Here is a 20,025-nt window from a genome sequence, read left to right as displayed (position 1 = left end):
ATGACGCGTATCATTCGGACGACATTGACCGCTGCCGTGGCGGCACTGACCCTGACATCTGCCGCCTTGGCCGATGACGTGATGGCCGCCCGCTTGGGTGCGCTTCTGGGGCAGGAACGCCAGGCTCTGTCGATTGTTCCCGATACGCGCCTCTCTGCCCTCACCGCCCTGCCTGAAAGCGCCCGACGCAACGCCACGCCGATCCCGGACGGCGATGCCGTGGTGACCGAGGCGTATATCTCGACCATGTCCGCCCCCTCGGGTGGGTCGGAATGGAGCTGTCTGGCCGATGCCCTCTATCACGAAGCACGCGGCGAGAGCATTCAGGGCGTGTTCGCCGTGGCCGAGGTCATCATGAACCGGGTCGATTCCGGCGCATATCCCAACACTGTCTGCGGCGTCGTCCATCAGGGCACGGGGCGCAAATACGCCTGCCAGTTCACCTGGACCTGTGACGGAAAATCGGACGCCATCAGCAATGCCGCCGCCTACAACCGCGTAGGCAAGGTCGCTAAACTGCTGATCGACGGGCTGCCGCGCCGTCTGACGCAGGGTGCCACGCACTATCATACCAAGGCCGTGAACCCGTCCTGGGCGCAGCGTTTTCCGCGTGTGGCCACATTTGGCGCGCACCATTTCTATCGTCAGCCGACCCGCAGCGCATCGAACTGATCGGCCATGCTTGGCATCGCGGGCGCTGGCGGTTATGCCGCAGGGGCAACCGCGGGGGGCGCGCATGACAAATGACATCACACTGGCCTTCGCCCATCCATCGGAACGGGCCGCTGCCAGCACCGACATTCCCTATGACCGGATTTCACTGCGCGACTATATCGTGGAGGTCGAAATCGGGGCGTTCCAGCAGGAACGCGGGCATCTGCAACGGGTGCGCTTCAACGTGGTGGTCGAGGTTTTGCCTCTGACCGGACCGATTGACGACGATGTCGACCGCATCTTGTCCTATGATCGCGTGACCGAGGCCATTCAGGCGGAACTGGGCGCGGAACGCATCAATCTGCTGGAAACGCTGGCGGCGCGTGTTGCGGACCGCATCCTGATCGAACCGCAGGCCGAACGGGTCTTTGTCCGGATCGAGAAGCTGGACCGTGGCCCCTATTCGCTGGGGGTCGAGATCGTCCGTGCGACGGGCGGCGACAGGACCGAGGCGCAGTCCCACAGCAATGTGCCGCATCCGCGCATCCTGTTCTTGTCCAACAGCGTGATCGCGGGACCCGCGATCGCTGCGAAAATCGATGAGGCCGGTGCAGATGGCACCCCCGTCATCGTCTGCGTCGGGGCACCGGACACGCCCGCACCGCGCGCAGGTCATCCGCTGGCGCAGCGTCGCATCGACCTGCTGGCCATCGAACAGAATTGCTGGGCGCTGGCGGCCTGTGATCCCCGGTGCAAGGTGGTGGGCAGTCGGACCGAACTGGACTGGGCGATGCGGAATGGCCAGATCTGTATCTGGGCACCGTCCAAAATCGTGTTGGACAGCCCCGATGGCCCGTCGGCAGAGCCTGCGGACGCTGTTGCATTGGCGGGCTGGTTTGCCGGGCAGATGAACGCAGGAGAACTGGTCGTTGTGGGCGCGGATGCGCCACAGGCCAGCGTGCCGGTCAGGACCGTTTCATCGTGAATGGCCTGCTGCGACCACTGCCGCTGCCGCCCGCCCGGCATCCCGATGATGCGGTGCCGCTTGCGGGCAGTGCCACGTTGCGGTTCCGGCGGGTATCGGATGCGCAGGACGTGTCGCATCCGCTGACCGCACTTGACCCTGCGCAGTTGCACCGGCTGTCTGCCCCGCGTGCCACGATCTGCGGTCTGACACTGGATCGCCCTCGGGTCATGGGCATCCTGAACGTGACGCCTGACAGTTTTTCGGACGGTGGGACCCTGGACGATGTGGCCGCTGCCGTGGCGCGGGCCGCTGACATGGCACGTGATGCCGACATTCTGGACATCGGTGGCGAAAGCACGCGGCCCGGTGCCGCCTATGTCACACCAGAGGACGAAATTGCCCGCACCGTTCCCGTGATCCGGGCGATCCGCGCAGCGGGCATCACGACACCGATCTCGATCGACACGCGCAAGGCGGCGGTTGCTGCTGCGGCGCTGGACGCGGGGGCGGATATGGTCAACGACGTGACCGCGCTGCGGTTCGATCCCGACATGGCGCATGTGGTGGCGCAGGCACAATGTCCCGTGTTCCTGATGCATTCCAAGGGCGACCCCGAAACCATGCAGAACGGACCCTCTTACGCAGATGTCACCGCCGAGGTGTTCGACCATCTGGCGGACAGCATCGCGCGGGCCGTGGACGCGGGTATCGCGCGCCACATGATCATCACCGATCCGGGCATCGGGTTTGGCAAGACACTGGACCATAATCTGACGCTGCTGCGGGATTTGGCAGTGTTTCATGATCTGGGCCTGCCGATCCTGCTGGGCGCATCGCGCAAGCGGTTCATCGGCACCATCACCGGTGTCGATCAGGCGGATCAGCGCCTGCCGGGGTCACTGGCGGTCGCGCTGCATGGCGTGGCTCTTGGCGTTCAGGTGTTGCGGGTGCATGATGCACGACAGACGCGCGAGGCAATCGACATGGCCCTCGCCTTGAACGGAGTTTCCCATGAGCGATAAATCCATTTTCGGCACCGATGGTGTGCGCGGCACCGCGAACAAATGGCCGATGACAGCGGATATGGCGCTCAAGATCGGGGCCGCCGCGGGGCGGTACTTCCGCAATGACGGGTCCAACGGCCACCGCGTCGTGATCGGCAAGGATACACGTCTGTCAGGCTATATGTTCGAAAGCGCGCTGACCGCCGGGCTGACCAGCACCGGCATGAATGTGCTGCTGCTGGGGCCTGTGCCGACACCGGCGGTCGGGTTGCTGACCACCTCGATGCGGGCGGATCTGGGGATCATGATCAGCGCGTCGCACAATCCGCACCATGACAACGGGATCAAGTTCTTTGGCCCCGACGGGTTCAAGCTGTCGGATGCGGCCGAGGCCGAGATCACCGCCCTTGTGATGAGCGATATCGAACCTGCGCAAGCGGTGAACATCGGTCGGGCCAAGCGGATCGACGACGGCAGGTTCCGTTATGCCGAACGGTTGAAATCCACCTTTCCCTCGGGTCTGCGCCTGAACGGCATGAAGGTCGTGATCGACTGTGCCAATGGGGCCGCACACCGCGTCGCCCCAGAGGTGCTGTGGGAACTGGGTGCCACCGTGATCGAGGTCGGCACCGCGCCCAACGGTTACAACATCAACGACGGGTGCGGCTCGACCAACCCCAAACGCGCGGCCGAGACGATTGTCAGCTTTGGCGCGGATGTGGGGATCTGTCTGGACGGCGACGCCGACCGGGTCATGATCCTGGATGAAAATGGAAACGTCGCGGACGGCGATCAGATCATGGCGCTGTTCGCGGCGCGTTGGGCGGCTGCGGACCGGTTGGCCAACAACACATTGGTCGCCACGGTCATGAGCAATCTGGGACTGGAACGGTTTCTGGATGCAAAAGGCCTGCGGCTGGAACGCACGGGCGTTGGCGATCGCTACGTGGTCGAGGCCATGCGCAAGGGCGGCCATAACCTGGGCGGCGAACAATCCGGCCATATCGTGATGACCGATTATGCCACCACGGGCGACGGCCTGCTGGCGGGCCTGCAATTTCTGGCCGCCATGATCGAGACGGGCCAGCCGGCCAGTGGTTTGACCCACAGTTTCGACACCGTGCCGCAACTGCTGAAAAACGTCCGCTATGGCGCAGGAACCGCCCCGCTGGATACGGATGCGGTCAAGGCTGCCATTGCCGACGCCGAGGCAAAGCTGGCGGGCAATGGTCGTTTGCTGATCCGCAAATCGGGCACGGAACCGCTGGTGCGGGTCATGGCCGAATCCGAAGACCCCGACCTGTTGGTCGCCGTGGTGGACGGCATCGTGGCCGAGGTCGCAAGCGCGTCCTAACCCTTGTGGCGCAGCAGTTTTTGCAGGCTGCCCCACTGGCTGATGGCCAGACCGCACAGGATCAGCGCGAGAGCCGCAAAAAAGCGGAGCGGCAGGACTTCGTTCAGGATCAGGGCGCCGAACAGGACCGACCACAGCGGCACCTGGTAGTTGACCAGCGTCATGAACACCGACCCCGCGCTGCGGATCACGATGACGCGCAAAAGTGCGGCAAGCGCCGTCGGCACGAGCCCCAGAAACAGGATCGCGGCGACGGTCAGGTTGCTGCCGTAGCGCGGCACGCCCTCAATCAACAGCATGGCGGGCAGCAGCACGACTGTGCCCACCCCCAGCGTCAGCGCGGAAAAGGTGATCGAATCGATCGGTGGTGCGCGGCGTGTCATGATGCTGGCCGTCGCATAGGATAGGGCCGCAGCGATACAGGCGAGTTGGCCCAAGGGTTCCAGCCCGTCACCGATGCGCAGCACGCCGGGACCGATCAGCACCAGCGCGCCGAAAAAGCCCGTGACCACGCCGATCAGGCGACGCAGCGACAGAGGTTCGTCCGAAAACACATGCGCCAGCGGCAGGACGAACAGCGGCAAGGCCGCCATTGAAATGCCGGCAAAGGCCGATGGGACATATTGCTGACCCCAGCTGAGCAGCGTGAAGGGCAGCGCGGTATTCAGAATGCCGATCAGGACCAGGTATTTGTTCATGCGGCGATTGAACGCAGGCCAGGGCCTGCGCAGGATCCATTGCAGCGCAAAGAGTGCGACCGCACCCAATGCCACCCGCGCAGCGGCCACTGTCAGTGGCCCGTAGCCCTGCAACGCGACCGAAACCACCATGAAAGTGCCGCCCCAGATCAGCCCCAGAAATCCGATGCTGGCCCAGTTGGTCAGGGTCGGGGCCGGTGGCGCGGAACTATGGATCGGGCTGTGCATTTGATTACCTGTTCTGTTTGCAAACCTCCTACACGGGAAATTCTGGATATGACACTCATCTACTTTTTGGCGACCTTCGGTTTTCTATGCGCACTGCCTGCGGGTGCCTTGCTCAGCATCTTGCTGACGCGTCGGCAGATGACACATGTACCGGGTGCGAAATCATCGCTGGCCAAGGACGGACCGGGACCGGATCTGTTCGCGCGGAGGCCGCGACATGGCACGCAGGCCCACCACGGTTGAGGCAGGGCAGCGCACCACCGACCACGCACAAAAAAAGGTGAGCCAAATGGCTCACCTTTCGTGTTTGATGCTGAACTGACGGGATCAGTTCTTGGCCTTGTCGACCATCTTGCCTGCGGAAATCCACGGCATCATGTCGCGGAGCTTCTTGCCGACGATTTCGATCTGGTGCTCGTCGTTGGCACGACGCGACGCCTTGATCGTGGGCTGTGCCACGGCGTTTTCCAGCATGAAGTCGCGGACGAATTTGCCGGACTGGATGTCTTCCAGAACGGCCTTCATGCGCGCCTTGGTTTCGGCGTAGGGCAGGATGCGCGGGCCGCTGACGTATTGGCCGTATTCCGCGGTGTTCGAGATCGAGTAATCCATGTTCGCGATGCCGCCTTCGTAGATCAGATCGACGATCAGCTTGGTTTCGTGCAGACACTCGAAATAGGCCATTTCGGGCTCGTAGCCGGCCTCGACCAGCGTCTCGAAACCGCAGCGGATCAGCTCGACGATGCCGCCGCACAGAACGGCCTGTTCACCGAACAGGTCGGTTTCGCATTCCTGACGGAAGTTGGTCTCGATGATGCCGGAGCGACCGCCACCGATGCCAGAGCAATAGGACAGGCCGATTTCCATCGCCTTGCCGGTTGCGTCGGTGTGCACGGCCACGAGGCAGGGCACGCCGCCGCCTTTGGTGAATTCGCCACGCACGGTGTGGCCGGGGCCCTTGGGGGCCATCATGATGACGTCGACGCCTTCCTTGGGCTCGATCAGGCCAAAGTGGACGTTCAGGCCGTGGGCGAATGCGATCGCGGACCCCGCCTTGATGTGGTCCTTGACGTATTTGTTATAGGTCTCGGCCTGCAGTTCGTCGGGCATGGTGAACATGATGACATCGCACCATGCTGCGGCCTCGGAAATGCCCATGACCTTGAGGCCTTCGCCTTCGGCCTTGGCAGCAGAAGGCGAGCCTTCGCGCAGGGCGACAACCAGGTTTTTCGCACCGCTGTCGCGCAGGTTCAGCGCATGGGCGTGGCCCTGAGAGCCGTAGCCCAGAATGGCGACCTTTTTGTCCTTGATCAGGTTCACGTCGCAATCGCGGTCATAGTAAACGCGCATGGTAATTCTCCCCTTGGGTATGTGATGGCGGGCACAATAGGGAGGTTTGCGCGAGATGCGAGGGTAATTTTTTGAGTATTTTTGGCAAGATGATGCTAATCATGCGCCATAAGCGGAATTTGGGGTAAAATCATGCTTGATAGCCAGGACAGGGCGATCCTGCGCCGGATGCAGGCCGATCCGGCGCTGACAGCCGGCGAGTTGGCGGAACTGACGGGTCTGTCGGCGGCACAGGTCGCGCGGCGTCTGGACCGCATGCAGCGTGACGGGATGATCCGCGGACAATCGGCCGTGATTGACTGGGCCGCCCTGGGGTACCCCTTGCGCGTCTCGCTGCGCGTGACCCTCGACAAGACGGTGCCGGGGGCCTTTGACGCGTTTGTGGTCGCGGCACGCGACGTCGCCGAGGTTCTGGAAATCCAGACCTTTCTGGGGCGGGTTGACGTGCGGCTGAGCCTGGTGGCGCGGGATCTGGCGCATTACCAGGCGGTTTACCGCGACCGGATTCTGGCGCTGCCGCATATCGCCGATATCGAGGCTCTGATGGATGTTGCTTCCGTCAAGTCCGAGACGGGCCTGCCGCTGTGACGCTCGATGATCTGGACCGCGCGCTGTTGCGGCTGATGGTGGACGACGCGACGCTGCCCGCTGCGGCCCTGGGGCGGGCGTTGGGCCTGAGCCAGCCTGCGACATGGCGCCGGATCAAGCGTCTGCGAGCGGCGGGCGTGCTGACGGGGCGGCATCTGGATCTGGACGCACAGGCGCTGGGTTTCGGCGTGACGGTGTTCCTGGGGATCAAGCTGGCGACCAAGGGCCGTGTCAGCCTTGAGGATTTCGAACGCGCGATCACTGCCATTCCCGAGGTGCAGACCGTGACCCATGTGCTGGGCCTGTATGATTATCGGTTGCGGGTCGTGGCGCGTGATCTGGCGGATTTCGAACGGGTGCTGCGGCGGCGGATCATGACGCTGCCGGGTGTGGGGGATGTCGAGGCGAATGTCCTGCTGAGCGAGGAACGCCGTCCGGGACCGCTATGAAGCCTGCGCAAGCTGCGCTATGCTACCGCAAATGGCACAGGAGGATCCCATGGACGGCAATATGACACGCACCCCGGTCGATCCGGACGGCATGATGGAATTTTCGGTCGTGTTCACCGACCGGTCCCTCAATTCGATGAGCAAGCGGTTTCAGGGCGTCATGCGCGACCTGTCATCCATGCTGTGCGATACCTACGCCGCGGAGGGTGTGGCGATCGTACCCGGTGGCGGGTCCTACGGCATGGAGGCGGTCGCGCGGCAGTTCGGTCGTGACGCGCATTGCTTTATCCTGCGCAACGGCTGGTTTTCCTACCGCTGGAGCCAGATTTTCGACGCCGGTGGTTTTGCTGCTGAAACCACGGTTAAGATGGCAAGCCAGACGGGCAACGACAGTCGCGCGCCATTCGCGCCCGTGCCCATCGCCGAGGTCACACAGGCGATCCGGGACGCGAAACCCGATGTGGTCTTTGCCCCGCACGTGGAAACCAGCGCGGGGATGATCCTGCCTGACGACTATCTGATGGCGGTGGCCGAGGCCGCCCATGATGTGGGGGCAATCTTTGTGCTGGATTGCATCGCCAGTGGATGTATCTGGGTCGACATGGCGACGACGGGCGTGGATGTGGTGATTTCGGCCCCGCAAAAGGGCTGGTCGTCCACGCCTTGTGCCGGACTCGTGATGATGTCGCAGCGCGCGCTGGACCGGCTGGACAGCACCACGTCGAACAGTTTTGCCAATGATCTGCGCAAGTGGCGCGACATCATGAAGGCCTATGAGAATGGCGGTCACGCCTATCACGCGACGATGCCGACAGATGGTCTGGTGGATTTCCATGCGGCCATGATCGAGACGCGGGATTTCGGTCTGGAGGCTGTCAAGGCGGCGCAATGGGACCTTGGCAATCGTGTGCGCGCGCATCTGGCGGGCTTGGGTGTCCCTTCGGTTGCGGTACCCGGATTTCAAGCCCCCGGCGTTGTCGTCAGCTACACGGATGATCCTGCGGTCAAATCCGGTGCGGCATTTGCCGCCCAGGACATGCAGATCGCGGCAGGCGTGCCGCTGCAAGTGGGTGAGCCGGACGATTTCATGACCTTTCGGTTGGGGCTGTTCGGTCTGGACAAGCTCTATGACGTGGATGCGACGCTGGCGCGGCTGACGCCGGTGCTGGACCGGGTGCTGGGCTAGTCGCTGATCCCGGAGCCAAGGCGCATCAGGCGCCTGCGCACCGGGGCCACGTCGTGCAGGGCGCGCAGGCCCAACCCGCGCAAATCCTGCAAGAGCGGGTTGGCGAACTGCGAGGCGCGGTTCAATGCGTCGATTCCCGTGGTCCGGATGTGGAGGTCCGTCTGGCGAGTTTTATCGTAGGCCGTCAGCATGTCATCCGCACCGAGGCTGTCGCGATGTTTTTCGGCGAGGGTGAGCAGGGCGGCGAGATCCTTGAGAGATGTGTTAAGACCCTGTGCGCCGATCGGCGGCATAACGTGTGCGGCCTCTGCGATCAGGGCCGTGCGGCGTGCCGTCAGGGATTGCGCCGTCTGGGTGATGATCGGCCATACGCTGCGCGGCCCGACGGGCGTGAGGGTGCCGTTGACGCCTGCAGAGCGGTCGTTGACGGCCGCTGCAAAACGGGCGTCGTCCATGGCGGCCAGCGCCTTGATCTGCGGACCATCGGCCATCCAGACGATCGACGAACAGGGCATGCCGTCGTGATCGGGCAGGGGCACCAGCGTAAAGGGCCCGCCACTGCGGTGCACCTCGGTCGAGATGTTGTTGTGCGGTGCGGGGTGTGTGACGGCAAAGGTGATGGCCTTTTGACCGTAGCGGGTTGTCTTGACGGGGATGCCCGCAGCCTCGCGGACAGCGGAATTGCGTCCATCCGCGCCGACGACAAGGCGCGCTGCGATCTGGCGGCCATCCGTCAGACGCACCAGCGCGCGGTCCAGCCGTGCGACCATCGACGCAAATCCCGTGCCGGACAGGAACGTCACATTTTCCATGTCGGCCAGTCGCGCGACCATTTCCCTGCGCAACAGCCAGTTGGGCAGGTTCCAGCCAAAGGGTTCGTCGGAAATGTCGGATGCAGCGAAATCCCGGCTGACAGCGGTGTCGCCTGCCGCATCCACGATCCGCATGATCGCAAGCGGTGTCGCATGCGGGGCAAGCCGGGCCCAAAGCCCGGCACGGTCCAGCAGATCGCGGGCCGGTTGCAGGAATGCGGTTGTGCGCAGGTCTGCGCCGTCCGCGCCTGCGTCGGTCACGGGCGGGGCGGGATCGACCAGCGTGACGGTAAAACCGGCGGTGCCAAAGGCCGCAGCCGCGGTCAGGCCCGCAACGCCGCCGCCCGATATCAGAATGTCTGTCTGTGTGTCGTTCATGGGTCATGACATAGGACGGCGGGGCCTGCGCGAAAAGCCCGGATTGCTGCGACATCCTTGCTGGCTTGGCGGGGCGTGCGGCGCAGGCTAATGTCTGCGCCAAAGGAGACACGATGCCAGACCGCGCCACGCCGAACAAAGACGCCTACGAACTGATCCTCGAGGCCATCGACAGCCACATTTACCGTCCCGGCGACCGATTGGTCGAAAGCGAGTTGGCCGACCGTTTCGGTGTCAGCCGGACCCCCGTGCGCGAGGCATTGCAACGGCTGGAAACCCAAAGCCTGCTGACCCGCGACGGTCGGTCCCTGATCGTGGCTTCGCTGGATCATAACCAGATTTCAGAGCTTTATACCGTGCGGGCCGAGTTGGAAGGGTTGGCGGCGCGGCTTGCGGCCAGTCATGCCACCCCCGAAGAGGTGCAGGTCCTGCAGGAAATGCTGGCCGCCGACCGTGCGCTGGTCAACAATCCCGAGGCGCTGGCGCGGGCCAATCGCCGGTTTCACAAACAGATCCACCTGGCGTCGCACAACCGGTTCCTGGTGCAGCAGTTGGACCTAGTTTACCGGTCGATGGCGCTGTTGGCCACGACCTCTATCGCAGCCGAAGGGCGCGGGCCCGATACGCTGGACGAACACGAAAGCATTGTTGCGGCCATCACGGCGGGCGATGGCGATGCAGCCAATGCAGCGTTGCGCGACCACCTGAGCCGCGCCTATGTCACCCGTCTGAAGCTGGACGCGGCACGGGTCGAGGCAGGGTCTTGAGCTGGTCTTGCGGCAGCAGGATGCCGTGCGCCGTCTTGTCCCACCAGAACGGTTTCCACGCCAGTTCCAGCAACCCCTTGTAGACGGCAAGCGATCCCAGCGGGAAATAGAATTGCAGGGTCAGGGCCCAGCCCAGCAGGCGCAGTTTGTCCGCGCGGCGCAGGGCGATGGCGGCAACCAGCAGGTTGATGACCTCCGCCCCGACGAAAAGCGCGACCAATGTTTGCCATTGGCCCGTCGTCAGTGCCGCGGTCATCGGATGCGGCAGGCCCAGCAGGATCAGCCAGAACGACCACAGGAACGGCGCAAGCGTGAACTGCGACAGGGTGCCGAGAAACAGCACCTGCACCCCGCAAAATCGCCACGGCCCCAGATCGCGCAGCAATCGCCACGGCCGCCGCATGTGGACCGCATAGGTGATCGCATAGCCCTTGAGCCAGCGTGATCGCTGTTTGACCCAAGGCCATGCGCGGCCATTGGCCTCTTCTTGGGTGACGGTGGGGATAAAGGCGGTCCGGTAGCCGTGCCGTGCCAGTCGCAGGCCCAGATCCGCGTCCTCGGTCACGTTGTGGGCGTCCCAGCCGCCCAGCCGTTCAAGAATGTCGCGCCGAAAGAACAACGTCGTCCCACCCAGTGGCACCACCAGGCCAAGCCGCGCATAGCCCGGCAGGACGACGCGAAACCAGCTGGCGTATTCGATGGTGAAACAGCGGGTCAGCCAGTTGGAGGTGCTGTTGTAGTAATCCAGCACGCCTTGCAGGCAGGCCACCCGTGGATCGGCTCGCGCGAATGCGTCCGCAACGATCAGTAACTGGTCGGGGTCGGGTGCGTCCTCGGCATCATAGACACCGATGATGCTGCCGCGCGCATGGGGCAGTGCGTAGTTCAGCGCCCGCGGCTTGGTGCGCAGCGTGCCTTGGGGCACGGTCATGGCGCGCATCCAGGTCAGCAGGCTGATGCGCCCCAGGGCCTGCCGTGTCGTGTCATCGTTGTCCTCGAGCACGAGGCAGACATCCAGCAACGCGCGCGGATACCGCAGCGCCTCGAGACGGGCAATCAGGTGATCGGCAATGTCGCGTTCATCATACAGTGGAATAAGCAGCGTGATGACGGGCAGCGCCGCCTGTGGCGCAGAATGCGGTGGGCGGGATACCGGGGCGAGGCCCGCAATGGCGGCCGCAGATTTCAACGCGGTCGCCACCAGCATCAGGCCAATGGAGATCAGGCAAAGCATGGTCACGAGCCATCCGGGCGCAAGCCAGGCGAGGGCTGCCAGACCCAACAGCGTTGACGCGCCCCACAGGGTTGCACGGCCACTGTGCCAGTTCCGACTACTGTCGGCGGCGTCCAGCCGGGTTTCGGCCCGCATCGCAAGGTCGTGACTGCACGCCGCGATGATCGCGGTCGTGATCTGGTCCGGGGTCGCAAGTGCCAGCCGCACCGGTCCCAATCGTGCGGCCAGATCGCGTTCCGCTTGCTGATAGGTCAGCAGATCAGGGGCGAGCACCACGGTCACCTCTCCTGTCTGTCGCCAAGGTAGAACGCGGGCGGTGATGCAATCGGTCGGCCCGAAGGCGCGGATCAACCGGTCGTCAGGTGGGTCAACAGCGGGGTCGATCAATCGCGTGTTCAGGATGTCGCGTTCGGCGTGTATCAGCGACCGTTGCGACACGGCATAGCGTTGAAAATACACATCACGCAGGGGCAGACCCGTGTCATGGCCATAGCATTCTGCGGCAATCACTTGATCCCGGCAGACCACGCCGTCGTGCAGCAGCTGTACCGACAAGGGCGCAAGGACCGATGACGGCCTCGATCCCTCTGTCGTGTTGTCCGTCACTGTTGTCATGATCCCGCCATCGCGCGGGATCACTTTCGTAAACAGTCGTTAACAGGGCCTTAACAGATCTCAGCTTGCAGCCTTGCGGTCGTCCATCGCCGCCGCAAAGCGTTCGAACAGATAATAGCTGTCCATCGGGCCTGGGCTGGCCTCTGGGTGGTATTGCACGCTGAACACGGGACGATCGGCCAGACGGATGCCGCAGTTTGACCCGTCGAACAGGCTGATATGGGTCTCGTGGACGCCCTCGGGCAGGGTCTGGCTGTCGACGGTGAAACCGTGGTTCATCGAGGTGATTTCCACCTTTCCGGTCTCGGTATCCTTGACCGGGTGGTTGGCACCGTGATGGCCGTGGTTCATCTTGATCGTCTGTGCCCCGAGCGCGAGCGCCAGCATCTGATGACCAAGGCAGATGCCGAACACGGGAATATCCTCATGTTCCAGCACGCCCTTGATCGCGGGGACCGCATATGCGCCCGTCGCGGCCGGGTCGCCGGGACCGTTGGACAGGAATACGCCGTCGGGGTTGAGGGCCAGAATATCCTCGGCGGTGGCGGTGGCAGGCAACACGGTCACATCGCAGCCAGCCGACGCCAGGCACCGCAGGATGTTGCGTTTCGCACCGTAATCGACGGCGACGACCTTGTGACGTGCGGCGGTCTGGCGGCTGTAGCCGTCGGGCCAGGCCCAACGCATCTCGTCCCATGTATAGGACTGTGCGCAGGTGACATCCTTGGCCAGATCGAGTCCCACAAGGCCAGCGAAATTGCGTGCGGCGGCAACGAGGGCTGCCACATCGAAATTGCCGTCGGGATCATGAGCAAGGGCGACATGGGGTGCGCCTTGCTGGCGGATTGCGCGGGTCAACCGACGTGTGTCCACACCCCCCATGCCGATGCGGCCCCGCTTTGTTAGCCAGGCCCCCAGCGTGTCCGTGGTGCGCCAGTTCGACGGCTCTGTCGGGTCCCATTTCACAACCATGCCAGAAGCCACGGGGTCCGTGGTTTCGTCGTCCTCGTCATTCACGCCCGTGTTGCCGATATGGGGAAAGGTGAATGTCACGACCTGACCGGCATAGGAGGGGTCCGTCATGATTTCCTGATAGCCGGTCATCGCGGTGTTGAAGCACAATTCCGCGGTGGTCTGGCCTGTCGCACCGAACCCGCGTCCGTAAAACACGGTCCCGTCAGCGAGGGCGAGGCAGGCGGTGGGTCTATCGGTCATGGGGTGCGTCCTTGTGCAGGCATTGCGACAAATTCAACGTGTCCTAATGGGGGCAGTGGTGCGGGTCAAGGGCCGCGGGGCCGCTTGTGCCGGTCGGGCGGGCCGCGTAGATTGCGCCCAAGTTTTCAGGACCACAAGGACAAGTTCATGGATGTGCGACAGCGGCTGACGGCGGCCTTGAAGGACGCGATGAAATCAAAGGAGGCTGACCGTCTCTCGACGCTGCGTCTGATCAACGCCGCGATCAAGGACCGCGATATCGCGCTGCGTGGCACGGGGGCCGAAGAAGGGGCCACCGTCGGCACCGACGAGGTGCTGGCGATCCTGGGTCGCATGGTCAAGCAGCGACAGGAAAGTGCGCGCGCCTATGAGGAAGGCGGGCGGCTGGAACTGGCGGAAAAGGAACTGGCCGAAGTCAGGGTCATCGAGGATTTCCTGCCGCGCCAGCTGGACGATGCCGAAACCGAAGCTGCGGTGGACGCGGCGATTGTCGAGGCCGGGGCCGACAGCATCCGCGACATGGGCCGCGTCATGGCGGTCCTCAAGGGCAAATACATGGGGCAGATGGATTTCGGCCGCGTGGGCCCGATGGTCAAATCCAGGCTGGGTTGATGGGGTGGCGGGCCCCGCCCGCCCACCCCTTTTCGGGGCTTTGCCCCGGACCCCGGATATTTTCAACCAGAAGAAGTCAGACGCGCAGCGCGCGTTTGAGATCGTCGTAAAGGGCGAGCCGTTCGGCCGCGTCAAGAAATGCGCCGATCTCCACCTCGCGGTCGCCGCCCCGCAGGGTGATGTAGTTTTCGACCGGACCACCCCTGGGGTGCAGATGGACGCTGACCCAATAACGGTTGGCCTCCCAGTCCTGACGCGGACCGCGCGGGTTGTGGCGTGTCAGATGGGCTGTCTGGTCATCGACGGTCAGTTCTTCGAGCACTTCACCGCGGCGATAACTGGTGTTCAGCGCAAACCATAACCCGCTGAAGGCCAGAATGAAGAATGGCAGCAGTCCCCACAAGACAGCAGAGCCCAGCACGACCAGCAAGGGCAGGGCGATCAGCGTGGCCGTGCCCCCCATGAACAACACGAAATCACGCCGCAAGAGCGACCGGTACGGCCATAGCGACAGCGACCATTGGGGCTGATCATGTGGCGGGGGTGAGGACCATTCGTAAGGCATGGCTGTGTTCTAGGACGGCTTGCGCGCCTGACCAATGCGCGGTTTGGTCGCGCTGGAACATGCTGCAAGGAAGGTGTGACATGCAAATTGAACTCAGACGGGTGGCGGTGCGCGACCGCGCGGCCTGGGAGGCCCTGTACCGCGGATATGCTGCGTTTTACGCGGTCGATCAAACGCCTGATATGCGCGACAGGGTCTGGAACTGGTTGATGGATGACGCGCACGAGGTCGCTGGTCATGTGGCCGTATGTTCCGATGGCCAGCTTTGCGGTCTTGCGCATGTGCGTCCGTTCGCGCGACCGTTGGCCGCCAGTACGGGGTTGTTTCTGGATGACCTGTTCGTTGATTCTACCGCGCGCGGGCAGGGTGTTGCGGATGCCCTGATCCTGCATCTGGCGGATCTGGCCCGCGCGCAGGGCCATTCCGTGCTGCGCTGGATTACCGCCGATGACAACGCACGGGCCCGTCGCGTGTATGACCGCCACGCCCGCAAGATCGATTTCGCCACCTACGATCTGGCCCTGTGATCCTGACGGCATGAACGAAAAAGGCCCCGGAAAACCGGGGCCTTTTGCTTGTTTCAGATGGCGTTTAATGCGCCGGGGATTTGTCCCACTCGCTCTGCTTGGGCAGCGTTTCGAACGTATGCTCGGGCGGCGGGGACGGCAGCGTCCATTCCAGCGTATCGGCATATTCGTTCCACGGGTTCGCTTCCGTGCATTTGCGGCCCCAGATCAGCGAGTAGAAGATCACGCCGATGAAGAACAGGAACGAAGCGAAGGACAGGAATGCACCCCAGGACGACACGTAGTTCCATGTCGCAAAGGCCTCGGGGTAGTCGATATAGCGACGGGGCATGCCCTGACGGCCCAGGAAGTGCTGCGGGAAGAAGGTGATGTTCGCACCGATGAACATCGCCCAGAAGTGCAGCTTGCCAGCCCATTCGGGATACATCTTGCCGGACATCTTGGGGAAGTAGAAGTAGATCCCCGCAAAGATTCCGAACACGGCACCCAGCGACATCACGTAGTGGAAGTGCGCCACGACGTAGTAGGTGTCGTGATAGACGCGGTCCACGCCGGCCTGGCTGAGCACGATACCGGTCACACCACCCACGGTGAACAGGAACAAAAAGCCCATGGCCCAGAGCATCGGTGTCTTGAACTCGACCGAGCCGCCCCACATCGTCGCGATCCAGGAGAAGATCTTGACCCCTGTTGGCACGGCGATGACCATCGTTGCCATCATGAAGTAGGACTGTTGCGTCAGCGACATGCCCACGGTGTACATGTGGTGTGCCCAGACGACAAAGCCCAGAACACCGATTGCCACCATCGCATAGACCATCGGCAGGTAGCCAAAGATCGGCTTTTTCGAGAAGGTCGCGATGATGTGGCTGATGATGCCGAACGCGGGGATGATGATGATATAGACCTCGGGGTGACCGAAGAACCACAGGATGTGCTGGTACAGAACCGGGTCACCACCGCCCGACGGCTGAAAGAACGTCGTGCCGAAGTTGCGGTCCATCAGCAGCATCGTGATGGCACCGGCCAGCACCGGCAGCGCCAGCAGGATCAACCATGCGGTGACAAAGATCGACCAGGCGAACAGTGGCACCTTGTGCATTGTCATGCCGGGGGCACGCATGTTCAGGAAAGTCGTGATAATGTTGATGGCGCCCAGGATCGAGGACACACCCGACAGGTGCACGGCAAAGATCGCAAGGTCCATGGACAGACCGCCCTCGGATGTCGACAGCGGCGGATACATGACCCAGCCCACGCCCGAACCCAGCTGGCCGTTGCCGCCGGGTGCGATCATGGATGCGACGCCCAGTGCGGAACCGGCGACGAACATCCAGTAGGACAGGTTGTTCATGCGCGGGAACGCCATGTCCGGCGCACCGATCTGTAATGGCATGAAATAGTTGCCGAAACCGCCGAACAGCGCCGGGATCACGACAAAGAACATCATCAGGATGCCGTGATACGTGATCAAGACGTTCCACAGGTGGCCGTTGGGTGTACATTCGGATGCCGCGTCCGAAAACAGGCGCGCCCCTTCCATGCACATATGCTGGACACCGGGCTCCATGAGCTCGATCCGCATGAATACGGTGAAAGCCACCGAGATGAAGCCGACGAGACCGGCTGTAAACAGGTACAGGACCCCGATGTCTTTGTGGTTGGTGGACATGAACCACCGGGTAAAGAACCCCCGGTTGTCTTCGTGGTCATGGCCGTGGATGGCGGCATCTGCCATGTGGCTCTCCCTCGCGTTGGCTACAGATCGGACGGCACGAGTCGACAAAAACGCTCCGCCCTTTGGCCGCGTTCTAAAGAACCGGCGCGCTGGGGGCAATGTTGGATGTACATGCGCGGCTGGGTAAAATTGGCGCAGGCGCAGCGGCCAGGGCCGTATGGGCGGTCGGGATTGCAGGTCCGGACCGCTGTGGTATCAAAGCAGGACAAGATCGCAGCAAGAGGCCAGCCATGTCCGAAATCCTGTCGCTCGCCGGCGCGAATCTGATTTCACCGATCATCCTGTCGTTTGCGCTGGGCCTTGCTGCGGCAATGGCGCGGTCGGATCTGTCCATCCCCGAGGCGGTGGCCAAGGGCATGTCGATCTATCTTTTGTTCGCCATCGGGTTCAAGGGCGGCGCCTCGGTTGCGGCACACGGGATCGACGCCACCTTGCTGCTGGCGGTAGGAGCGGGGATCGTGCTGTCCTTTGGCCTGCCCTTCATCGCATTCGGGCTGTTGCGGGTGCTGACGGGTCTGTCGGGCCTTGATGCAGCTGCGGTCGCTGCGCATTACGGATCGATCAGCATCGTGACGTTTGTCGCCGCGACCTCTGTGCTCGAGGGGCGTGCCATCTCTTCCGAGGGTTACATGGTGGCCGTCGCCGCCGCGATGGAAGCGCCTGCAATCCTGTCGGCACTCTGGCTGGTGGCACGCACCGGCACCGCCGGCCGGATGGAGCCGGGGTTGATGCGTGAAATCCTGCTCAATGGGTCCATCGTCCTGCTGGTCGGCAGTTTCGTCATTGGCATGGTCACCGGCGAGGCCGGCCTTGCCGAAATCGCGCCATTCATCGTGTCGCCATTCAAGGGCGTGCTGTGCCTGTTCCTGCTGGACATGGGTCTGGTCGCGGGGCGGGGGCTGCGCCAGTCGCGCGGCGTACTTGGCCTGGGGGCCGTGGCCTTTGGCATCGCGATGCCGCTGGTGGGATCGATCATCGGGCTGGGCATGGGGATGGCCATCGGGCTGTCGGCAGGCGGGATCGTCCTGCTGATGGTGCTGGCCGCCTCCGCCTCCTATATCGCCGTGCCGGCCGCGATGCGGGTCGCCCTGCCAGAGGCCAATCCGGCCATCTATCTGACCTTGTCGTTGGGGGTGACGTTTCCGTTCAACCTGACGCTGGGCATTCCACTGTATGTGGCGATGGCCACGATGATGACTGGGGGCTGACATGGACATGCATCAGGCGAAACGCATCGAGATCGTGATCGAAAAACCGATGGAAGGGCGGCTGGCCAAGGCGCTGAGCTCTGCCGGGGTGACGGGCTACAGTGTGGTGCCCGTGCGTGGTGGATCGGGCCGTTCGGGCCCCTGGACCCGCGAAGGCGAGATCGGGCGTTCCGGCATGGTCATGTTCATCTGTCTGATCCGGCCGGACCGGCTGGATGCCTTGCTCGAGGCGGCCTTTGCCGTCGTCGAACGGCACATCGGCGTGGTGTCCGTCACGGATGCAATGGTCCTGCGGGCCGAACGTTTCTAGCGCGACTTGCGCATCATCTTGCCAAAATACTCAAGCGCCGCAGGCATCCGCGTCATCAACCGGGCGGGCGTCCTGCGGCATGCCGAACACCTGGTCAAAGCTTGCCCGCAGGGCCACGTCGACGTCATCCATGGTGACAGGCAGGCCCAGATCAACCAGCGACGTGACCCCGTGGTCGCTGATGCCGCACGGCACGATCCCGTCGAAATGGCTCAGGTCGGGTTCGACATTGATGGACAGGCCATGGAACGACACCCATTTGCGCAGTCGGATGCCCAGGGCTGCGATCTTGTCCTCTGCGATCGCACCGGTGGCGGTCAGGGGTTTGTCGGGGCGCTGGACCCAGACGCCGACACGTCCCGCGCGGCGTTCGCCCTTGACGTTGAACCTGTCCAGCGTGGCGATGATCCAGGCTTCCAGATCGGCCACGAACAACCGCACGTCGCGGCCCCTGCGCGACACGTCCAGCATGACATAGGCCACCCGCTGACCCGGCCCATGATAGGTGTATTGTCCGCCGCGTCGGGCCTCATAGACCTCGAAACGGTCGGGATCGACCAGATCGGCGGGATCAGCACTGGTGCCCGCGGTATAGAGGGGCGGATGTTCGACCAGCCAGATCGCCTCGTTCGCGGTGCCGGCGGCGATGGCATCGGCGCGCGCCTCCATCCAGGCAAGGGCGTCGGGATAGGGCGTCAGCCCCGGTGAGGTGATCCACTCGATCATTCAGCGCGCGGGCAGCAGCCCGGCCTCCTTGATCGCGGGGACATAGCGGCGGCTGACCGGGATCCGCGTGCCGTCCGTCAATGTCAGGACCGCGCCATCCCCCTTGCGGTCGGCCTGCGTGACGGCGGCTGACGCGACCCAATGGGACCGGTGTACCTGCAACCCGGGCGTGGTGGCGGTTTCGCGGATCGCATCGGACAGGCGCATCAGGATCATCTCTTGTCCCTTGGTGGTGATGACACCCACATAGTGATCCTCGACCGACATGGCCAGAAGCGCGCCGCGTTTGTCCAGTGGCAGTCGGTCCAGGATTGATGGTCCGACCCTCGGCGCGGGCGCAGTCGTGATGCGCTGCACGACAGCCTCGATCAGGACCGCAACGATCAGCGCAATGACAAAGACTTGTGCAAGATAGACCGCCAGGGCTGTCCCGACAGGCCAGAACCCCAGCCACATGCCGTTCAGCACCCAGACCAGCATTGTCACGCAGATCGCCGTCGCAAGGCCGATGACGGCCAGCCGCTGATGCCGTGACAACCGGTTCGCCCAGCGATGGACGACGTAGATACTCACCCACAATCCAGCCGCATAGGTCGTCATGACGACCATCATCCAATAGGCAAGGCGGGGCAGTGGCCGCAGCAGCACGGCGCCGTCGAACGGGGCGATGATCGCGAGGATCACGCTGGTGCCTGCCAGACAGATCAGTGTGGTCGGGTGCCAAAGCCGGTCCCGCCATTCACGCAGCGCGAGTTGCAGTGGGCCGCCGTTCACGCAGCCGGCCCAGTCGTTCGGGCATCAGGATTAGCACGGTCGCAGGTCATGCGTCAGGGATAGGCA

The 20,025-nt window shown here is 63.4% G+C and carries 21 protein-coding genes; 12 read left to right on the top strand and 9 right to left on the bottom strand.

The window, feature by feature from the left end:
- The 4 genes from AN189_RS08640 to glmM all read left to right on the top strand — a co-directional run bounded on the left by AN189_RS08640 (position 1) and on the right by glmM (position 3,979).
- Positions 1-672, top strand: coding sequence for a cell wall hydrolase (locus AN189_RS08640; RefSeq protein WP_056034044.1), 672 nt, complete (start codon positions 1-3; stop codon positions 670-672).
- A gap of 64 nt (positions 673-736) precedes the next feature.
- Positions 737-1,639 (top strand): dihydroneopterin aldolase, encoded by a 903-nt coding sequence (locus AN189_RS08635; RefSeq protein ID WP_056034314.1) that lies wholly within the window; start codon positions 737-739, stop codon positions 1,637-1,639.
- Positions 1,636-2,643: a dihydropteroate synthase gene (folP, locus tag AN189_RS08630; protein ID WP_056034041.1), complete on the top strand. Its 1,008-nt coding sequence runs from the start codon at positions 1,636-1,638 to the stop codon at positions 2,641-2,643. Before AN189_RS08635 ends, folP begins: the two co-directional genes overlap by 4 nt.
- Positions 2,633-3,979 (top strand): phosphoglucosamine mutase, encoded by a 1,347-nt coding sequence (gene glmM / locus AN189_RS08625; protein ID WP_056034036.1) that lies wholly within the window; start codon positions 2,633-2,635, stop codon positions 3,977-3,979. The genes folP and glmM overlap by 11 nt, the downstream gene beginning before the upstream one ends.
- Here the strand turns inward: glmM and AN189_RS08620 are convergent.
- A complete protein-coding gene (locus AN189_RS08620) occupies positions 3,976-4,905 on the bottom strand; it encodes a DMT family transporter (protein ID WP_056034034.1) in 930 nt (309 codons plus the stop codon). The two genes, glmM and AN189_RS08620, sit on opposite strands and share 4 nt — an antisense overlap.
- 327 nt (positions 4,906-5,232) lie before the next feature.
- Entirely contained in the window at positions 5,233-6,255 is a 1,023-nt protein-coding gene (gene ilvC / locus AN189_RS08610) for a ketol-acid reductoisomerase (RefSeq protein ID WP_056034028.1), read from the bottom strand.
- Between the two features lie 132 nt (positions 6,256-6,387).
- On the opposite strand from ilvC, the gene AN189_RS08605 reads away from it, so the two are divergent.
- The 3 genes from AN189_RS08605 to AN189_RS08595 are packed head-to-tail and all read left to right on the top strand — an operon-like array spanning position 6,388 to position 8,478.
- Positions 6,388-6,843 (top strand): Lrp/AsnC family transcriptional regulator, encoded by a 456-nt coding sequence (locus AN189_RS08605; protein WP_056034025.1) that lies wholly within the window; start codon positions 6,388-6,390, stop codon positions 6,841-6,843.
- On the top strand, positions 6,840-7,292 hold the full coding sequence (locus tag AN189_RS08600) for an Lrp/AsnC family transcriptional regulator (protein WP_256212503.1): 453 nt from the start codon (positions 6,840-6,842) through the stop codon (positions 7,290-7,292). Before AN189_RS08605 ends, AN189_RS08600 begins: the two co-directional genes overlap by 4 nt.
- Before the next feature lie 49 nt (positions 7,293-7,341).
- Entirely contained in the window at positions 7,342-8,478 is a 1,137-nt protein-coding gene (locus AN189_RS08595; protein WP_056034308.1) for an aminotransferase class V-fold PLP-dependent enzyme, read from the top strand.
- On the opposite strand, the gene AN189_RS08590 is transcribed toward AN189_RS08595, so the two are convergent.
- Positions 8,475-9,668 (bottom strand): UbiH/UbiF family hydroxylase, encoded by a 1,194-nt coding sequence (locus tag AN189_RS08590; protein ID WP_056034023.1) that lies wholly within the window; start codon positions 9,666-9,668, stop codon positions 8,475-8,477. The two genes, AN189_RS08595 and AN189_RS08590, sit on opposite strands and share 4 nt — an antisense overlap.
- 113 nt (positions 9,669-9,781) lie before the next feature.
- Here AN189_RS08590 and AN189_RS08585 point away from each other — a divergent pair, with 113 nt between their 5' ends.
- On the top strand, positions 9,782-10,435 hold the full coding sequence (locus AN189_RS08585; protein WP_056034021.1) for a GntR family transcriptional regulator: 654 nt from the start codon (positions 9,782-9,784) through the stop codon (positions 10,433-10,435).
- Here the strand turns inward: AN189_RS08585 and AN189_RS08580 are convergent.
- Together AN189_RS08580 and carA are read right to left on the bottom strand one after the other, a co-directional pair.
- Positions 10,389-12,284 carry a glycosyltransferase family 2 protein gene (locus AN189_RS08580; protein WP_083484337.1) on the bottom strand — a complete coding sequence of 632 codons (1,896 nt, stop codon included), beginning with the start codon at positions 12,282-12,284 and terminating at the stop codon, positions 10,389-10,391. The two genes, AN189_RS08585 and AN189_RS08580, sit on opposite strands and share 47 nt — an antisense overlap.
- 60 nt (positions 12,285-12,344) lie before the next feature.
- Complete coding sequence (carA, locus tag AN189_RS08575) at positions 12,345-13,499, bottom strand: glutamine-hydrolyzing carbamoyl-phosphate synthase small subunit (RefSeq protein WP_056034019.1); 1,155 nt, start codon at positions 13,497-13,499, stop codon at positions 12,345-12,347.
- A 147-nt stretch (positions 13,500-13,646) separates the two neighbouring features.
- On the opposite strand from carA, the gene AN189_RS08570 reads away from it, so the two are divergent.
- Positions 13,647-14,111 (top strand): GatB/YqeY domain-containing protein, encoded by a 465-nt coding sequence (locus AN189_RS08570; RefSeq protein ID WP_056034016.1) that lies wholly within the window; start codon positions 13,647-13,649, stop codon positions 14,109-14,111.
- Positions 14,112-14,187: 76 nt separating this feature from the next.
- Here AN189_RS08570 and AN189_RS08565 read toward each other — a convergent pair whose 3' ends face one another.
- On the bottom strand, positions 14,188-14,676 hold the full coding sequence (locus AN189_RS08565) for a DUF2244 domain-containing protein (RefSeq protein WP_056034013.1): 489 nt from the start codon (positions 14,674-14,676) through the stop codon (positions 14,188-14,190).
- 80 nt (positions 14,677-14,756) lie between these two features.
- Here AN189_RS08565 and AN189_RS08560 point away from each other — a divergent pair, with 80 nt between their 5' ends.
- Positions 14,757-15,203: a GNAT family N-acetyltransferase gene (locus AN189_RS08560; protein ID WP_056034010.1), complete on the top strand. Its 447-nt coding sequence runs from the start codon at positions 14,757-14,759 to the stop codon at positions 15,201-15,203.
- A gap of 64 nt (positions 15,204-15,267) precedes the next feature.
- Here AN189_RS08560 and ctaD read toward each other — a convergent pair whose 3' ends face one another.
- On the bottom strand, positions 15,268-16,941 hold the full coding sequence (gene ctaD / locus AN189_RS08555; RefSeq protein WP_056034007.1) for a cytochrome c oxidase subunit I: 1,674 nt from the start codon (positions 16,939-16,941) through the stop codon (positions 15,268-15,270).
- A gap of 230 nt (positions 16,942-17,171) precedes the next feature.
- Here ctaD and AN189_RS08550 point away from each other — a divergent pair, with 230 nt between their 5' ends.
- Together AN189_RS08550 and AN189_RS08545 are read left to right on the top strand one after the other, a co-directional pair.
- Positions 17,172-18,149 (top strand): sodium-dependent bicarbonate transport family permease, encoded by a 978-nt coding sequence (locus AN189_RS08550; protein ID WP_056034003.1) that lies wholly within the window; start codon positions 17,172-17,174, stop codon positions 18,147-18,149.
- Between the two features lies 1 nt (position 18,150).
- Complete coding sequence (locus AN189_RS08545) at positions 18,151-18,459, top strand: hypothetical protein (RefSeq protein WP_056034000.1); 309 nt, start codon at positions 18,151-18,153, stop codon at positions 18,457-18,459.
- Between the two features lie 30 nt (positions 18,460-18,489).
- Here AN189_RS08545 and lipB read toward each other — a convergent pair whose 3' ends face one another.
- Complete coding sequence (gene lipB / locus AN189_RS08540) at positions 18,490-19,185, bottom strand: lipoyl(octanoyl) transferase LipB (protein ID WP_056033997.1); 696 nt, start codon at positions 19,183-19,185, stop codon at positions 18,490-18,492.
- Positions 19,186-19,959, bottom strand: a complete 774-nt coding sequence (locus AN189_RS08535) for a LytTR family DNA-binding domain-containing protein (protein WP_056033994.1) — start codon at positions 19,957-19,959, stop codon at positions 19,186-19,188. It lies immediately after the preceding gene.
- Between the last annotated feature and the right edge of the window lie 66 nt (positions 19,960-20,025).

The organism is Loktanella sp. 3ANDIMAR09 (assembly GCF_001420005.1).
Taxonomy (GTDB): Bacteria; Pseudomonadota; Alphaproteobacteria; order Rhodobacterales; family Rhodobacteraceae; genus Loktanella.
The sequence above is the reverse complement of the archived record's forward strand: the minus strand, read 5'-3'. Positions and strand labels throughout refer to the sequence as shown.